Below are 17,156 nucleotides of genomic sequence, written 5' to 3'. Positions count from 1 at the left end.
CTCGTCAGCCGATATGCCGTATGACGGTTGACGCGGATCGACACTGCGCCTCGATGGCATCGACAACTCTTTGCGTCATGGTCTTGATGCCGACAACCAATTCCTGGATGCGCGCCATTTCGTCCTCTTGAAGTTGGGCCAGCCTGCCGAGGAATTTCCTGATATCCAGCGTCTCCACCCGGGCGTTCGTCGCCTGATACTTGAAGATTCCGCTCACGAGCCCTGCGCAGGACTCGGCTGCCGAAGCAGTACCTTCGCCCGCCAGAGCCGCGGTCGCAAGCCGCTGACTTACATTAGCAATCTTCGCCAGCTTATCGCCCTGGCTTGTGATCTTCGTGGCAATGCTCGTCACCGCATTCCACCCACCAGACACGGCACCGGCACCCACCATGCATGCCGCCGAAGAAGCAAGGATGATGAGAGCCGTAATGATAGAGGCCCAAATCACGGCGCAATCCTCCGCCATCCCCTGGTCTTCGATGAGGCTCTTCGCAATGGCCTGCGTCATCCTTTCGATGACCCCCGTCTCGGTCAGGGTCCCCACTGCCACTGCCACTGCCGCGGCCGAAAAGGCGAAAATCCCGCCGGTGACCACCGCCGCTACCACCGACAGCGCGACCGCAATCCATCCAAATATCCTCGCGGCGCTCGAACTCTTCTTCGCTTCCCTCAACTTCTCCGCCGCGTCGATAATGTTTCGGGCGATTTTCTCGTTCTGCTGCTTCTGCAGTTCACCCCGGTGCCGTATATCCTCCATACCCGCGGCAGCCTGGCCGTCGGCCATCTTCATCTTGAGGGCTAGAAACTTCGCAGCCAGTTCCATCGCATCAAAAGCCCGTGGTGGGGGTAGCATTGGGACCGCATCCGACGCCGGAGCGCCGCCAGAGACCGGTGGTAGCGCAAGTTCAGCGCCCGACTTGCTAAAACCAGCCGAAAAATTGCTGAGGGGAGCGTCGACCTGAGTTAGCACCCCGGCTTTAAGTAGCATTCCACCGATCGCTTCCGTCATGCTTACGTTATGCATCGCTGCCTCTTTCACATGCTGATTCGGGCCTGAGCTGGCGCAGCATCAGCGACGCGTGCTGAGCGAAAGCTCTATGCTCAGGGTTCCCGCCGCTAAGCGCCAAAACGCTCTCAAGCGCGCTCACGGCTGCCGCCGGCTGATCGAGCTTGATGAGACATTTCGCAGCGCGAAGCGGGATCTGCGGATCCTCGTCGTTCAGCAGCGCAGCCAGTCCGTAGGCACGCACGGCATTTGCTGAATCGCCCAACATTTGACTGGCAGCACCGAATCCGAACCAAAATCTCGGGTCGATGTACCGGTGTATGCACAGGAAACGAAAGAAGCTCAGCGCCTCGCCGTATCTACCGGCGGAATAGAAACGATGGCCGAGCGCGTAGACCGCATCGAGTTCGTCATCCGTGATCCCAATGACAGCCGCCAAATCCGTACGCCCTCCGATGATCTCTTCCGTAAGCCGTGCCAGCCGTCCAGCCTCAGAAGTGTCCACTTCGCCACCGCCCGTTACTGGCTCCTCTACCTTCTGCGTCACCGCCTTAGACCCTCTGCCGCATGGGCTTGACGCGCGGCCCACGTACCGGCAGCTGATTGGACATGGGAGTCATGACGTCCCTCAGCACCGCCTGCCGCTCACATGTGTAAGCTTGCCGAAAACCCTCGTCTTGAGCCTCAACGAACGCGGAAATGACATCGTCGGTGATGGCATAGTCGCCGAAGAGCTCAGCTTGCCGACCGAACTGCTCCTGACCTTCTCTCAAGAAGCTCTCCACCTGCGTGATCGTTTGCCGCGCACTCTCCAGCGTCCTATCGACATCTTTGCCATCCGTACGTTGATCCGCGGGATCGCAGGCATTGCGCCAATGAATATCGAGGTCGCGGGCGAAGTTTTGATCCCTGGAGAGCAGCGACTGCTTAACGCTGCGATGCCGACGGGAGATTCCATCCCAATAAATAACCGCATTACAGAATGACGTCATTTGTTCTCTTACAACCGTCCGATCGCCATCGACATTATCAATGTCAGTCCACAGGAGCAGAGCACCGCCTCCATCAGCACAGAGCGCCACCTGGGCGGAAACACAGTAAAGCAGGTTCTCTCCGAGCAATTCACGGATCTCCCCTTCATTGTCCGGCAGTGTCTTTGCAATCCTGCTGATTAGTCGCGCCGATCGTAGGCCTGTCGCCTCAAGAACGATCCCAACATCGTCGACGGCAAGCTCAACACGCGCCACACCCACGGACGAGGCGGAAAAACGATCTGAACTTTTCAACAAGTGCCCCAAGGCCACTGACATGACATGCTCTGTCGATGTTGGCGTCACGCCCTCATTCCCTTCTTGCTCAAGGCGAGAACTTTACCGTCAGTGACTTGATGGCGTTTGCGCCCCAGTTCCCACCGATGGATCACCATAGATGCAGCAGTAGTATTCAATAGCTCAAGGTTCACAGAACGACCAATATTATAACAATATGCATACATAAGAACGCGCGATGGCAGCGGAGACAATGTGATGGATGAGGAACACGCTGTCCCGTTCAGTGCCATAGGCAGAAACTATGGTTGCATATGTAATTTGTATTTGTGCGTGGAGTTGTACGGAACAACATAGGCGGTGAGAATATGATTCTTATGCGTGCTTACCAGTTGGCAAACCCTTATCGAAGTGGCCGCCACCGTATTGATTGGCCGTCCCGGATGTAAGTTAAGGAGCCGTGTTCGGGAGCGATGAAGAGGTTCAGGCCGGTCAGAACGGTCCGTAGCCCGATGGAATAGTCACCGGAAATGCGCGCAAACGGCGGAGAAAGGGAGTTCGATATACGATGTCTCCTTGGTGTACATCTGTATCATCCGAGAGTAGCACTGAGATCGGGGGCGGCTTACGGCGAAAACTTGCCGAAGCGGCATTCTTGGCTTGCATCTCGAACGACGTAGTGCGGGCAAGACGGATTGCGAAAGGACTTAGCGCTCTTGCGCCGGGCAGTAGGGAGTCCGTTATCGCTCACGCCGTTGCGGATCTGACGGTAGGGGATATTGAGGCAGCGCTGGAGCAGCTTCGTCCGCTTTCGGATAGTAATGATGCATACGGGTTAGCGTTCAAGGCGCTGGCTCTCCATCTTGCCGGACGGCTCAGCGAGCGCGATGCTGTACTCAGACGGGTTCCGGGTGGAGATCCTGATGTCGATGGACTCGTCGCCGCTTTTGGCAAGCACTCGGTGGGACATGCTGTAGAGAGGGACATCTGGTGAGCAGCATCAGCCCACTCGCGGTGACGTCTGTTTTGCCAACGGACGCTGCATTTGTATCGGAGTTACCGACTGAATCCCTTGACGCCTTTCGTGCCGAATTCCATCGATCCGAGTTGTCGCCACACCACGACCAGTCAGCGACCGATGCAATCGATGAGTCGACCGAGGTGGCGCGCGGATCTGGCGTCGCCCGGACACCGGGAGACGCCATCCTCAGCAGCATGGAGAAGCTAAGCGCCAGCTTTACCCACGCCGTGGAAGCCGCTCATAGCACAGCGGGCATGGAAGAAATCCACTCAGGCGACTGGCTGAACGCACAGCTCGCGCTCTCAGCTTTGTCCCTGGAGTGCGACATGTTGGCAAAGGTGGTCGGAAAGGCCACGCAGAGCCTGGACAATTTCCTGAGAAACCAATGATCTACGCTGACGGATGGCATGACTTTGTCTTGAAGCGGCTGGCGACACTTCTCTTGTTGTTGACGCTGGGGAGCTGCGAATCGAAGCTCGAGCTGTATCGCGATCTTCCGGCGCACGAAGCGAACGAAATGCTCGCACTACTCATGAGTCAAGGCATCTATGCCGAAAAAACGACAGACAACAGCGGCACTGCCTCGTTGTCAGTAGATATTAGGGATGTTCCCCCTGCCATGGAAGTGTTGAACGGCGCCGGACTGCCTCATGACCCCTACGCCGATATGGGCAGTCTTTTCAAGAATGAAGGCATGATCTCATCCCCGAAAGAAGAGCGTGTGCGTTACATTTATGGCATCACACAGGAGCTGTCGCGGACCCTGTCCATCTTCGATGGCGTGCTCAATGCCCGGGTCCATGTGGTGTCACCCGAAGAGGCGAGTGACGATCGACGACCGTCCTTCCCCTCGAGCGCTGCTGTGCTTGTCCGTTACACACCCGGCACTACGGTCGATCAGATGGTACCAAAAATCAAGGAGCTCGTCGCAAACAGCTTGGCAGGCCTATCCTATGAAAGGGTCTCCGTCGTCCTCGTAGAGGCAAGCCAGGATAATGCATTGCGTTCCGTCGATAGAACGCCCGTTGTCACGTCACAACATAGTAGCGCACCACCCCATCTGGTGATCGGGCTTGTATGCGGCATAGCGGTATTGCTAATCGGCAATGGCGTCCTCGCGTTCCTGCTATGCCGTCGCCCCCGTCAGACATCTGGATAGCGGCTCAGTGAGATTAATCGTATCGAACAATTCAGCAGTGATCACCGGAAGATCAGACGCGATGTCGGATGAATGGCTTGAAGCACCGTGGGCGAGGGCCGTGATGTACTGCATTGCCGATCCTGCCGCTGATCTCGATTTCACAATGGTGCATGGTTGGCCCGAATGGATGCCGCTGGATAGTGCTCACACGGACCCGTTCACTCGTGTTAAGCTTGGGTGCTGGCTCCTTCGTGGCCAAAGGGATGAACCGTCCGCAATCATTTTCGCTGGCGCCGCGCGACGAAGCCGGCTCGCGTTCCTCCCGGCTCCAGACGCCGTGCGCCTTATGCGCCTGGCCGGCGCCTGGGTGGGTGTATCCGGCCTTACAAGACTTCTTCGGACGAGCGAAATCGTGGCCGCTCGCGCTAACCTCGGTGAAGAAGCCGTCGCATTCGCTTCGCAAGCCGCACTTCTGCCGCGGCCGACTGCCGAACTGATGTCGGCGCTCGGTGTTTCTGACATTCCGTCAGCGCCCAGCGCTTTGCTTCAATGCGGCGCGGCGATGTTCGGTCTTGCGATTGGTGACATTCCGAAAATGCTGCGGACTCGGTTGGGCTTGCGCCGGCCCGCGCCAATCTGGGCGGCGGCGGTGGACAAATGTCGTGACGACAATGCTGGCGAGGACGCATTTTATGCGATGCGGCGCCTGATCCGTAAAAGGATGCCCCAATGGTCGCATTGGTTCAGCTGACACATGCATCGGCCGGTATCCTCGGCCCTGGGCGAATCTTGCCGGCCGGGAGCGCACAGACACTGATAGATGCCGAGCAAGTGCTTACACAGGCACGGCGCGAAGCTAATGCGCTCATCGATGCGGCGCGCGGATCTGCCCGAGCGATCGAGGTAAGGGCCAAAGAGGCTGGCCTGGCTGCAGCACAAGCGGCAATCGAAGCCCGTTTGACCGCGATCGCCACGGATTCTCTGCGCATTATGGCGCAGAATGAGGCACAGATCATCGACATGGGCCTGCAGATCGCGCGCCGCATCATCGACACTATCGAGCCGGTGGAGGCGGCAGTGCAGATCGCTATGCGCGGTCTGAAATTCGCGGGCCACAACTCCCTCGTCCGAGTACGTGTGGCACCGTCGCTCCTAGAGGCGGTCCGCAACCGGTTAGACGAGATCCTCCCCACCGCGACATCGCGCGCCGTCGTCGACCTGATCGCCGACGCGCGCGTAAAGGATGCGGGATGCATTCTCGAGACCGATGCCGGACTGGTCGACGCCACGATCGAGAGCCAGCTTGCGGCGATCGAAAGCGGCCTGCGTAGCGCCCTACTAGACTCTGCAAAGCCAAACCATAGTGATGTCGGAACACCAAGGTGATGTCCGAGCCAGCCGAGCCGACGGACGCTATTTCCCCCGAGCACGAGAACATCGATCGTTTCTTCCAGCTCGCAAAACGAGCAGTTGCGCAGGCTTCGACAATGCACGTCCGCGGCCGTGTCCTCCAGATCGTTGGAACGGTTATCCGTGCCATGGCGCCGGGCGCCCGCATCGGCGACCTTTGCACTCTTCGCAATCCGGAGAACAACTTCGAACTGTCGGCGGAAGTGGTTGGGGTGCAGTGCGACGTCGCTATACTGACACCTCTAGGGGAAATGCAGGGCCTCTCCACGCTCACTGAAGTGATCCCTACGGGAAAGCCGCTCATGGTACCAACCGGCTGGAACTTGCTCGGCCGCGTACTCGACGGTTTCGGCCGACCTCTGGACACATCCACCAATGGGCCTTTGCTTTCGGAAGACCGGGTACCCGTCTACAGGGAGGCACCGGATCCCTTAACCCGGCGTATCATCGACAACGTTCTTCCTGTCGGCATCCGGGCGATTGATGGTCTTCTAACGTGCGGCGAGGGACAGCGTATCGGCATCTTTGCCGCTGCGGGCGGGGGCAAGAGTACCCTCATGTCGATGCTGGTGCGTGGCGCAGCGGTCGACGTGATCGTGATAGCTCTAATCGGCGAGCGTGGCCGGGAGGTGCAGGAGTTGATCGAACACAGCGTCGACGCAGAAGCGCGTTCAAGAGTCGTTCTTGTCGTCGCCAGTTCCGACCGATCCGCAACGGAGCGAGCCAAGGCGGCCTACGTCGCGACGACGATCGCCGAATGGTACCGCGACCAAGGAAAGCGTGTGCTGCTTCTCATGGATTCGGTGACCCGTTTCGCGCGTGCACTGAGGGAAATTGGTCTTGCGGCCGGCGAGCCGCCGACGCGGCGTGGTTTCCCGCCATCGGTTTTTGCTTCACTGCCGCGGCTTATGGAACGCACTGGGAACAACCACCTTGGATCCATAACGGCCTTCTACACCGTGCTTGTGGAGGGCGATGATATGGCCGAACCGGTGGCCGATGAAACCCGATCTGTCCTCGATGGTCATATCGTGCTCTCACGCGCCTTGGCGATGTCGAACCACTATCCCGCTATCGACATTCTGGCCAGTGTGAGCCGCGTCATGAGCGCTATCGTGTCGTCAGACCATGAATTGTTGGCGGGCAGCCTGCGGCAGCTGATGGCCAAATACCAGGAGGTGGAACTGTTGGTACGCGTTGGCGAGTACAGGAAAGGAGCCGATCCGCTCGTCGATGCAGCGATCGCCAAGATAGACCAGGTGCGAAGGTTCTTGCGACAGTCGACAAATGAGCAGATCGGCTTCGACGCAATGCTCGATGAGCTTGCCGCGTGTCTGGCATGACTCCCAACCCCGTGGACCGCCTTCTCGAATTGAAGAAAATGCGGCGCCGCCGCGCCGAAGATGCACTGCGCCTGAGGCACACGACTCTCGACAATGCTGTCGCGGTTGTCGGAACCGCCTTGACGGACCTTCGTAGATGGCGCGAAGACCTTCCCGCTCGCGAAGCCGCGCTATACGACCCTTTGATCGGGGAAGCCGCCGCGCTCATTGATCTTGACGAGGTGAATGCGAAGATGATCTCGCTGCGTCAACACGAACAGCTACTCCAACAGCACCTCGAACAGGCAAGGGCACAAACCGACTTAGCTCGGCAGGCACGTGAGGAGGCGTACGGCACGGCGCGTGAGGCAGGGCGCGAGGTTAGCAAATTCGAGAGTCTCGTTCGAGCCCTGCGCTCCGACGCCACCCTCGAGGAAGAGCGCTCAGCGGATTTGGAATCGGAGGATTTCGCCCAGAGGCAGACTCGTTTAGGCAGGGAGCAAGACGATAATGTGTCGGTGAACCTGCATCCGATGTGGAGCGGCCATTCGTTGTCAGAATTCACGGACCGCGATTGCGCGGATCCCGGAAAGCGATTTTGGTCGGTTCTCGGCTGCGCCATCCTAACGGACGTCGAGAGGGGCCATGTCGAGGCTGACACAAGCGAGACGACTTCTGGCGGCCGTTGAGCCAACGGGACGAAAGGGACACCCGAAAAAATACCGGCGCCAATATGCATAGCCCCCGGCTGTCGCAGCCCATGGGACGGATGCCTGTGACGGCTTCGGCTCATTCCACAGACCGTTTAAAGAGGGCCCCGTAGGACCACCTTTCTTCGGGGGTATCGTACCACCCAGAGCGATGTGTTCGCCGCCACCTTCAAAGGAGCCGCGGAGCACGATCGCAACAGCTTCCGCACTTTCGATCGGAGTCACCAAACCAATCGCGAGGCCGGCCTCGCGTAAACCGGCCGCTGGACGCAAGATTGCCCCGCCGACGTTGCCTCATGTGACCGTGTGTGAATGTCACGCGTGCGAAGCCAGCGGCGTTTGGCGGAGCATCGGCTCATTCCACATCGCCCCCGATCGCCTCGCCGCCCTGCGTGGGTGGCTGCGTACCGACCACGGCGGACTTGCGAGTTGGAATGCGCTCAGCCCCGATGCGATCAGCGCAGAAACTCTTGGACAGCAGCGCCAGCGGCCACCAATGGATGGCCACTTCGCGCGCCACCAGCCAAGCGCCTTCGCGGTCTTAGTACGAATGGTCGACGCTGAACGCTCCAGAGCAGATGCCGTCGATGCCGCTGCCCGTGATCTTGCGTTCGTCGCTCGAAGTCAGGCGCTAAACGATGCCGGCGAGGTTGTCTTGTCCATGCTCGTTCCTGCCCAGGACGACGAGCGCCCCAATCGCTCCGCCTATCGATGAGCAGCGAGTAGAGGACAATGCCAAGGATGCGCCTGAATATCTCCATCGCTCAGAACGCCTGTCCCATGCCGGCATAGATGCCGAAATGCGGGTCATCGGGACCCCGGTTGAACGGCACCGCCGCATCGATACGCAGCGGCCCGAATGGCGTGAAATAGCGCAGGCCGACACCGGCGCCGACCTTGACGTCGGAAAAGTTGGGAACCGACATATTCGATACCGTACCGGCATCGACGAAGGGCACGATGCCGATCTTGTCGGTGACGGCGATCCGCATCTCGAGCGAGGTTTCGAAGAAGGATAGGCCGCCGATAGGCTGGCCGGTGAAGTCCTTCGGGCCTATGCCCTTATAGCCGTAGCCGCGCACCGAACCACCACCGCCGGAATAGAAGCGCCGGTTGGCCGGCACATTCTGAAACCCGGTGCGGACGATAGAACCAACCGCGACCCTTTCGGCCAGCACGAACTTCGAGGCTGAATCCAGCGACTGATAGGCCGATCCCTCCCCCGTCAGTAGGAGGAAGGCCGCGCCGCTCATGATGTCGCGGCTGGGATCGGCAGAGGTCAGTACCCGGAATCCGCTGGTTGGGTTCAGCCGGTCGTCTCTGTCGTCGTAGACATATTGGAGCGGAATGCTGGCGATCAGATATTTGTGCTCGCCGAAAGGATCGGTGATCTCCGAATAGTCGAGCGCGACTTCCGCGGAAACCGTCTGTTGCTTGTCGAGTTCATAAGACAGGCCGGTGTTGGCCTTGACCGAGAAATGCTCATAGGCGTCAGGGTGCTCGAGCACGGTCTTGACGCCGGCGAAAAACTTTGACGCCGGCCCGATCATCTTCTCGAACATGATGCCGGCATTGTAGTTGAGCTCGCTCGGCTTGCTGCCGATACCGCTGATTGCGCCCTCGATGCGCAGTTTTTCGGCACGGCCGAACAGATTGCGGTGGCCCCAATAGCCTTTCAGGTCCAGGCTATCGGTGTTAGAGAAGGTTCCGCCTAGACCGAAATAGCGCGGCTTGCGATCGCTCACTTCGACGCCGATCGGGATGTTGCCGTCGGCATCGAGACTCTCGGCCTCCTTCAGCGTCACGCTGTTGAAGACTTCCAGCGCGAGCAGCCGGTCACGCGCCTCGTCGACCTCTTCCGGCGAATATTGGCGGCCGCGCTTCAGGCCGGTCATGTATTCGGCGAAATTGCGGTCGACCTTTTCGGTGCCTTCGACCGTGGTGTTGCCGTAGCCGGCAGCCGGCCCGGCGGCCACGGTCAGCGTCACGTCGAGCGTCGAGGTGGTGTGGTTGGCGACGATCTGCCGGTCGGTGACCTCAGCGAGCGGCATGCCCCGCTCCTTCAGCGTCCGCACTATCAGCGCCTCAGCTTCGAGGACTGCGCCCGAACTAGCGTCGCCGCCCGATATCAAACCATAATCGGCACTCATCAGCCCCGCCGCATCGCCCTCCAGCCTGATGTCGCCAAGCGTGAATTTCGGCCCGGCCGCAATGTTGATCACCACCGGAATCGGCTGCGGACCCGAAAATTCGGCGTCGGGCGGCAAATCGTCGAGCGGCTTGCCTTCGATGGTGATGGTGACGACGCCCTCGTAGCGGGCGTCCGCGTAAAGTGCGGCGACAAGCTGGTCGCGGTCGCCACGGGCCTTGGCCAGCAGGCCGAGCGAACCAGAGACTGGACGTTCTTCGTCGTCTTTCAGCGCCGAGGCGTTTTCGAGCTTCTCGGCGATGTCCTCGTCGGCGTCGGGCGCCTCGATGGTCACCGTGTAGCGCAGTGGATCGACGGTGTCGGCGTCCTCGTCGCTGGAAGGCGCCCACAGCTTGAGGCCGAACAGCTCGAACGCGGCTGCGGACCTTGATTGCGCGGCCAGCGCGGTCGAGCAGACCACGGCCAAAAGCAGGGCGTGCAATAGCGCGCCGCCTGGGGCGCTACCCACTGACATCTGCCTTCCATACACGGGCATTTAGCACAACCTAGGCAATAGTCCTGCCAAGGCGGGAGTCCGATGCTGCGGCTGGGCAAGTCCGTCGGCAAGAGCCGCGATGCGCCCTCGTAGCTCGCGCGGAAGTGCCGCCACGCCTGTCCCGAAGGCTTTGAGAGCCCTGCCACGATTCTCGGGGTCGCCGATGCCTTCGGCCAGGACGACGAGACGCTGCTGCAGCTCGAGGGCAAGCCCTCCGATACCCGCTCCGAAGCCCCATAGGGCTGAGACGCGACCCTCGGGGTCGTCAATGCCTTCGGCCAGGACGACGAGACGTTGCTGAAGGTCGGGGGCAAGCCCTCTCAGACCCGCACCAAGGCCCATCAGGGCCGAGCCGCGATGCCTGGCGTTTTCAAGTCCCTCGGCGAGGACGACGAGACGTTCCTGGAGCCCGGGCGCAAGCCCCGCCACACCCGCTCCGAGGCCCTGCAAGGCCGAGGCGCGATGCTCGGCCCCCTCAAGTCCCTCGGCGAGGACGACAACACGCTGTTGGAGGACGGGGTCCAGCCCGGCCACACCCGCTCCGAGGCTCTCCAGGGCCGAGGCGCAAAGCTCGGCGTCGTCGTCAAGTCCTTCGGCGAGGACGACGAGGCGCTGCTGGAGCTCGGGGGCAAGCCCTGCCATGCCTACTCCGAAGCCCCATAAGGCTGTGACGCGATTGTCGGGGTCCTCAAGCGTCTCGGTGAGGAGGATGAGACGCTGCTGGAGCTCTCCTGCTGCGCCCAGGCGAGGTAATTGAAGTTGGCCGCGAGTGATTGGATCACGCCCCCATACAGAAGCGGGGCAAGGCGATCCTCGACGCCAGGGCGGTCTTGCGTCAACCTGTTCCAGATAGCCTGAGCCCGGATAGCCCTTTCACGCCCTTCTTGAGGCATCCAGATTGCCGTAGTGGCGTGGTACATCTGTTGATTCGTCTGCGACATGCTCAGAAGATCGGTCGGGCTGAGCCGCTCAGCAATCTGACAGAGTAGCTCCTGCTGCAAATCAAGGACACTGGTGTGCCGCATGCGGCGAGAGGAGGAAACGCTTGACGCTTGAGGCTCAGAGCGTGTGTGCGCTACAACAGAACGGGATGATTGTCCGGGTCCTTCAACCCCAACAGCCGGTAGGGCGGGAGAATCATCCGTGATATCACCTTCGATGGCGCTAAATATCGCCATGGGCGCCTTGCCACGCTCGTCAATGCCCGTCATAATTCACCTCCTATCGACCAACAAACTGAGATCATCTGGTCGCCAGCTTGAGCTGGTTGATCTTGCCCTCGACGGATAAATTGATTTGTCGGCAACGAGGCGAGCTGCCCTGTCGGAGGAAGCCGGTTCAAAAGCCGCCAGTTCCAGCCGGCCCCGAACAATTCAACATTCTGTCGGTTGTGCACTGTGGTGGCGAATTTCAAACCGCCAGAAACAACCTGCATTATGCACAGCCTGATGTGTAGGATCGTCTTCATCATCAGATGCTTCCAAGCAAAAAATGCGCCACTTGAGCGATCGATTTGATCTCAGCATTCCCGGCATACCTCGATGCGGATTTCGGCACTGGCCACGGCTGCGATCCTCTTCTTTCGGTGGGCGCTGGTTGCCTTCCCAACAAATTGGCGGATTGTCGACATTCGGCATGTCTGCTTCGAGCGAAGAAATAGATGCCAGATGTGAAGCGGCGCGGCATTGCCCAGGAGCGGAACCTTTCCCCGCGAAGAGGCTCGGACCGTCCGTTTTCCTAGTCGGTTGATGATTTCCCCCGAGAAGACCTGTCCATCGCTCCCATCCGCCCGATCCGGCATGCGCGGCAAGCGTGCAACGAGGTCAGATAGAGCCCCTTGCCGCTTAGGCCCTCCGGGCTGCAGCGGATATCGGGCTGCGGACGTCGCGACGAACAGCGGCGCAAAGTGGCCTGGATTTTGCGCTGTGCTTTATCGCAGCACAACAAAGTTAGTTGCAGAAGTTCCAGTCCACCAAGTGGCGTCGTGAGTGAATGCTTCGCCTACGCCGTTCCGCCTGGCTTCCTGCGATTGGTGCTGTCCGTAAACTTCGAAGAGAGGCGTGATTATGAAATCAGCATTCAAGCAGAACTCGACCAAGAACCTTATCCTGAGTTCCTCTAGAGCCCCCCTATTGAGCCAGCGCCCCTCTGTAGCCAGGAACGTGGCTGTCCCTCAGAGTCATGTTGAAGCGACGTCCGACTGTGTCGGCCCCAAGCATCGAGCAAGGGACAATCACAGATCAGTCTGCAGGCATTGATGTGCCGCTGGAACAGCGTCGCTTTCTTGAGCCGAACGCCTTGCACCTGACCACCCCGTCGAACCAGATGATGAGGCCAAGCGCGTTGATGGCGCGGCGACAGGCATGCGAGGTGAATCAGGCTCGTTCACCAGGCTTGGACTGCCGGAGGCCGGACTCTGCTCGTGATCGGACGCGCTCTGCGCGGGTATTGGCGCAAGTGGAGGGAGTACGAGTTCGGTGTCCTCATAGAAGACGAAGAGCTGCGGCCGCTCGTTGTCGCTGCGGCCTTTGGAATGCGCGTCTTTCCGACGGTGGACCGGTAGCGGCCCAGCGGCGAGGCGAGCCGACCGAGCAAAACTCTTCATGCGCGCTTGAGGGCGGCGATCAAATTCTCCTTGCGAAGTACGGAGCCCGCCGGATCGCAAAGCAGAGGCTCGCTCGCGATTCAGAGCCCATCAAAATGGGTCCTCTCGGCCTATTTGGAAACACGGGTGATGTCGCTACTGCCACAAGCGGCAACAGGCGTAATCTAGCTCTATTCAACCTTGACAAGGCTATCCCATGCAACTACGCCACCTCAGATATTTCGTGAGCATCGTCGATGCAGGGAGCTTCTGCCGGGCAGCGGCCACCATTCATGTGGCCCAGCCGGCCCTCAGCCAACAGATCGCTGGCCTTGAAGCCACGCTCGGCGCCACCCTGTTGCACCGGAGCGCACGCGGCGTTTGCCCGACCCAAGTGGGCAAGATCTTCTATCGGGAGGCCGTCTCCATCTTGCAGCGGGTAGAGCAACTGCGCGGCATCGTTCGCTCCACCGGGGGAGAGCCAGAAGGTTCAGTGGGGCTCGGTATTTCTTCGTCGCTCGCGGTCTCCCTCGCTGGCCCCTTAGCTGGCGCCTGCAGGACAGCACTCCCCAAAGTGACCCTGCGCTTGGTGACCGGTGACTTTCTCCGCATTAGCTCGCTCATCGAATCGCACGAGCTTGACGTTTGCCTGGTCTTCGAGGACACACCCACCCATGGTGTTTCCCGCAAGCCGCTGTTCCGCCAGCGCCTCTATCTGGTCCGGCCTGCCAATGCGGAAAATGTGGCGACCTCAGTGTCCCTCGAAGAGCTGGCGGGACTTCCTCTTGTGCTGCCAGCACAGCCGCATACGATCCGCGTCGCACTGGACCGGGCGTTTGGAGCGGCCGAAGTGATACCGAACTGCGTCGCGGAGGTCGACACGTTCTGCAGCGTGCTCTCCTTGGTCAAAGCCGGCGTAGCAAGCGCGATCGTTCCCAAGGGGGATTTCTCAGACGTTCCAGGCTACGAAGCTCTGAGGCCTGTCGTCATCGATCCACCGATTCATCTGACAGTATGCCTCATCTCATCCGCCCACATGCCGCTCACCTCCGCCGCCGAGGCGGCAAGTGCCTTGCTCGGCGCGCAGCTAGAAAAGCACCTTAGCGAAGCGTGCCCCCCGAATGGGAGCGCGTCCCAACTCAGTAGTTGCGAGGGTGCTGTCACATTGATTGAGGGGTAAGGAAATTGAGGTAGCAGCGCGCCCATGACCGTGAGTGCACCGACCTACAAGAACCACCGCTATCCGATCGAAATTGTGGCCCGTGCTGTCTGGCTCTACTTCCGCTTCAATCTGAGCCTGCGCGATGTCGAGGAAATGCTGCTCGATCGCGGGATCGTCGTTTCCTACGAGACCATCCGCCGAGGCACCGTAACGTTAACCGGGCATCGATCAAAATGTGGGATCTGGCGGCATGACCAGATTTTCCCGTGATCCTCTTTATCGTCGCCACCGATTTCCGGCGCAGGTGATTGCCCATGCCGTTTGGCTCTATTTCCGGTTTCCGCTCAGCCTGCGGATGGTCGAGGATATGCTGGCAGCTCGTGGCGTCATCGTCTCTCACCAGACCGTGCGACTTTGGGCTGAGAAATTTGGCAGACACTTTGCCAATGATATCCGGAAGCGATCGGCCGGCGAGCTCGGCGACAAATGGCATCTCGATGAGGTTGTCATCACCATCGGTGGAAAGAAACACTGGCTTTGGCGCGCCGTTGATCAGGACGGGTTTGTTCTCGACGTGTTGGTGCAAAGCCGTCGCAATGCCAAGGCGGCAAAGCGCTTGATGCGAAAGCTTCTGAAAGGGCAAGGCCGTTCGCCGCGTGTGATGATCACCGACAAGCTTCGATCCTACGGTGCGGCGAAGCGGGAGATCATGCCAGGCGTCGAGCATCGCTCGCACAAGGGCCTGAACAATCGGGCGGAGAACTCTCATCAACCCGTCCGACGGCGGGAGAGGATCATGAAGCGCTTCAAGTCAGCGCGACATCTTCAGCGTTTCGTTTCCGTCCACGACCCGATCGCCAACCTCTTTAACGTTCCCCGCCACGATATTCCATCCACCCACCATCGAGAACTGCGAGCAACTGCCATGCAAGCATGGCGCCAAATCGCGCGACTTCACGCCGAATGAACCAAAGCCTCACTCCCAGATCTTGTTTTCACAGCGTTAAGTTTACGGTGCCCGGGGGACGTATCTCCTTTGAGGGCGGCGTTGACGGGATCTCTACGCGGCCCTTATCAACCAAAGACCGCAATATCCTTGTGACCTATGGCCTTTCATGCGATTCTTCGGGCTGGTCTAAGGAGGTGAGAATGCCTGAAATACTTGCAGCGCTTTCCAACATTCGGACTGTTGAAGAAATGATCGCGGCCTTCCGGGATGAGCAGCATTGCCGTCGGTTGCTGGAAAGCATGGTGTGGCCGGATGGCCGGATCTGCCCCGCCTGCGGATACAAACGTTCGATCGCGCTTGCCGGTCGCGATACCGGCAAGCGTCGCGCCCGACCGGGCCTTTATCAATGTTCCAGCGGCGATTGCCGGTTCCAGTTCACGGTGACGACACACACGCCTCTGCACTCCACGAAGCTTCCCATGCGTGTTTGGCTGAAGGCAATGTGGCTGTTACTGCAATCCGACAAGGGCTTGTCGTCGGTGCGCCTGGCCGAGGCGCTCGGGGTGAGCCAGCCAACGGCCTGGCGGATGGGACATGCACTGCGTCTCATGGTGGCGCGGGAGAACATGCTCGTCGGCACGGTTGAGATCGACCATTTCCATCTCGGGGGAAGTCCCCGAAAGCGGCCGGATGACCCACCTCCGGGACGGGGCCGGAAAGGCCAGGCGAATACGGACAAAACGCCAGTCATGGCGATGGTGCAGCGGCCGACCGACGTCACGCCCGGCGCTCCGTCCGGTGACGCGCGTGCCGCGGTCGTGACCAGTCTCTCGGCGCGAGCAAGCGAACGCGTCACTGAAGCGCAGATCGAATTGGGAGCTCATTTGATGAGCGACGAGTGGAAGGCATTCATGGCCATTGGTGAGAGCTTTGCCAAGCACGAGACCGTGAAGCATTCCAGCGGTGAGTATGTCCGGGACGCCGTCCACGTCAATTCGGTCGAAGGTTTCAACTCCCGCGTCCGCCGTAACATCGCCGGCGTCTTTCATCATATCAGCCCGCAGCATGCCGACCTGTATTTCCACGAGATCGGCTTCCGATGGTCGCAGCGCGTCGTCACAGGAAACGTCATTCGCAAAACCCGGCATGGCCGGGAGAGCGTGCGAACCTTGTGGTCGCGCGTGCCGCCTGCGCTGCAATTGACGAATGTTTTTCGCACCGCCACGGGTCGTCAGATGCGCCGAAGCCCGTATGGCGGCATCACTATCAAATCAGCCGTAGCTGTCTTTGGTTGATAAAGGCCCGTGACGCTACCAACATCCAGGTCGCCGATCTCAACGCCATCAACGCCGTGATGGCCGTCATCAAGTGGAAGAAGCCTGGGCTTCTACCGCGATCTCGAGCACGAGCACTATTCTACCTTCACGGTCGACGGCAACATGCTGCCCAATGGGGATCAGGAATGATCCGGTATCAGCGCCTTGAGCATCGCTTCCTCCGCAATGTCCCGGACACGCTGAAAAATGGAATGCTGTACATCTCGATGGACTACGCAACCTCGGCACATAGGTGCTGCAGCGGTTGCGGCGAAAAAGTCGTGACCCGGTTCAGCCCCACCGACTGGAAGATGGCGTTCGACGGAGAGATCATCGCTCTTCACCCTTCGATCGGCAATTGGCAGCTCCCCTGCCGGTCGCACTGCGTGATCAGGGCTGGGGAGAGTAATCGATGCCGCACCTTAGAGTGACGAGCAGGTCGAGGCCGAACAGCGACGCGCCGCGCGCGCTAAGGCGGAATATTATGGCACCGAGCAGCCTCCGAATGATAGCGAGGCACCGATCACTAACCAGCCGGACAAGTCAGCCCGCAATCTGTGGACCCATTTGCTCGCGTGGCTTG

16 protein-coding genes and 2 pseudogenes are annotated in these 17,156 nt (G+C 59.8%); 12 read left to right on the top strand and 6 right to left on the bottom strand.

Annotation, left to right across the window (positions count from 1 at the left end; translation table 11 throughout):
* Positions 1-4: 4 nt before the first annotated feature.
* From sctE to HB777_38310, 3 genes are read right to left on the bottom strand one after another with little or no spacing between them, the layout of a single operon-like run.
* Positions 5-1,024 (bottom strand): type III secretion system translocon subunit SctE, encoded by a 1,020-nt coding sequence (gene sctE / locus HB777_38320; GenBank protein ID QND69503.1) that lies wholly within the window; start codon positions 1,022-1,024, stop codon positions 5-7.
* Positions 1,017-1,553, bottom strand: a complete 537-nt coding sequence (locus HB777_38315; GenBank protein QND69502.1) for a SycD/LcrH family type III secretion system chaperone — start codon at positions 1,551-1,553, stop codon at positions 1,017-1,019. The genes sctE and HB777_38315 overlap by 8 nt, the downstream gene beginning before the upstream one ends.
* A gap of 4 nt (positions 1,554-1,557) precedes the next feature.
* The gene (locus tag HB777_38310; protein QND69501.1) at positions 1,558-2,343 is read right to left on the bottom strand and encodes a hypothetical protein; all 786 of its coding nucleotides are present in this window, start codon (positions 2,341-2,343) and stop codon (positions 1,558-1,560) included.
* A gap of 921 nt (positions 2,344-3,264) precedes the next feature.
* On the opposite strand from HB777_38310, the gene sctI reads away from it, so the two are divergent.
* The 6 genes from sctI to HB777_38280 all read left to right on the top strand — a co-directional run bounded on the left by sctI (position 3,265) and on the right by HB777_38280 (position 7,857).
* Entirely contained in the window at positions 3,265-3,684 is a 420-nt protein-coding gene (sctI, locus tag HB777_38305; GenBank protein QND69500.1) for a type III secretion system inner rod subunit SctI, read from the top strand.
* A complete protein-coding gene (sctJ, locus tag HB777_38300; protein QND69499.1) occupies positions 3,681-4,454 on the top strand; it encodes a type III secretion inner membrane ring lipoprotein SctJ in 774 nt (257 codons plus the stop codon). The genes sctI and sctJ overlap by 4 nt, the downstream gene beginning before the upstream one ends.
* Before the next feature lie 103 nt (positions 4,455-4,557).
* The gene (locus HB777_38295) at positions 4,558-5,187 is read left to right on the top strand and encodes a hypothetical protein (protein QND69498.1); all 630 of its coding nucleotides are present in this window, start codon (positions 4,558-4,560) and stop codon (positions 5,185-5,187) included.
* Positions 5,166-5,822 (top strand): hypothetical protein, encoded by a 657-nt coding sequence (locus HB777_38290; protein QND69497.1) that lies wholly within the window; start codon positions 5,166-5,168, stop codon positions 5,820-5,822. Before HB777_38295 ends, HB777_38290 begins: the two co-directional genes overlap by 22 nt.
* Entirely contained in the window at positions 5,822-7,189 is a 1,368-nt protein-coding gene (locus HB777_38285) for an EscN/YscN/HrcN family type III secretion system ATPase (protein ID QND69496.1), read from the top strand. Before HB777_38290 ends, HB777_38285 begins: the two co-directional genes overlap by 1 nt.
* On the top strand, positions 7,177-7,857 hold the full coding sequence (locus HB777_38280) for a YscO family type III secretion system apparatus protein (protein ID QND69495.1): 681 nt from the start codon (positions 7,177-7,179) through the stop codon (positions 7,855-7,857). Before HB777_38285 ends, HB777_38280 begins: the two co-directional genes overlap by 13 nt.
* Positions 7,858-8,311: 454 nt before the next feature.
* On the opposite strand, the pseudogene HB777_38275 reads toward HB777_38280, so the two are convergent.
* A pseudogene (locus HB777_38275) lies at positions 8,312-8,639 on the bottom strand (hypothetical protein).
* A gap of 3 nt (positions 8,640-8,642) precedes the next feature.
* Positions 8,643-10,562, bottom strand: a complete 1,920-nt coding sequence (locus HB777_38270; protein ID QND69494.1) for an outer membrane protein assembly factor — start codon at positions 10,560-10,562, stop codon at positions 8,643-8,645.
* 294 nt (positions 10,563-10,856) lie between these two features.
* On the opposite strand from HB777_38270, the gene HB777_38265 reads away from it, so the two are divergent.
* Positions 10,857-11,225: a hypothetical protein gene (locus tag HB777_38265; GenBank protein QND69493.1), complete on the top strand. Its 369-nt coding sequence runs from the start codon at positions 10,857-10,859 to the stop codon at positions 11,223-11,225.
* A 544-nt stretch (positions 11,226-11,769) separates the two neighbouring features.
* On the opposite strand, the gene HB777_38260 is transcribed toward HB777_38265, so the two are convergent.
* Complete coding sequence (locus HB777_38260; protein QND69492.1) at positions 11,770-12,033, bottom strand: hypothetical protein; 264 nt, start codon at positions 12,031-12,033, stop codon at positions 11,770-11,772.
* Positions 12,034-13,390: 1,357 nt separating this feature from the next.
* Here HB777_38260 and HB777_38255 point away from each other — a divergent pair.
* The 5 genes and pseudogenes from HB777_38255 to HB777_38235 all read left to right on the top strand — a co-directional run bounded on the left by HB777_38255 (position 13,391) and on the right by HB777_38235 (position 17,004).
* Positions 13,391-14,326 carry a LysR family transcriptional regulator gene (locus HB777_38255; protein ID QND69491.1) on the top strand — a complete coding sequence of 312 codons (936 nt, stop codon included), beginning with the start codon at positions 13,391-13,393 and terminating at the stop codon, positions 14,324-14,326.
* A gap of 24 nt (positions 14,327-14,350) precedes the next feature.
* Positions 14,351-14,509: pseudogene (locus HB777_38250) on the top strand (IS6 family transposase).
* A gap of 49 nt (positions 14,510-14,558) precedes the next feature.
* Positions 14,559-15,275, top strand: a complete 717-nt coding sequence (locus HB777_38245; protein QND69490.1) for an IS6 family transposase — start codon at positions 14,559-14,561, stop codon at positions 15,273-15,275.
* A gap of 182 nt (positions 15,276-15,457) precedes the next feature.
* Entirely contained in the window at positions 15,458-16,552 is a 1,095-nt protein-coding gene (locus HB777_38240; protein ID QND69489.1) for an IS1595 family transposase, read from the top strand.
* Positions 16,553-16,719: 167 nt separating this feature from the next.
* On the top strand, positions 16,720-17,004 hold the full coding sequence (locus HB777_38235; protein ID QND69488.1) for a hypothetical protein: 285 nt from the start codon (positions 16,720-16,722) through the stop codon (positions 17,002-17,004).
* Positions 17,005-17,156 lie beyond the last annotated feature (152 nt).

It is taken from the genome of Mesorhizobium loti, from assembly GCA_014189435.1.
Classification (GTDB): domain Bacteria; phylum Pseudomonadota; class Alphaproteobacteria; order Rhizobiales; family Rhizobiaceae; genus Mesorhizobium; species Mesorhizobium loti_G.
This window is presented reverse-complemented; position numbering and strand designations above follow the sequence as displayed.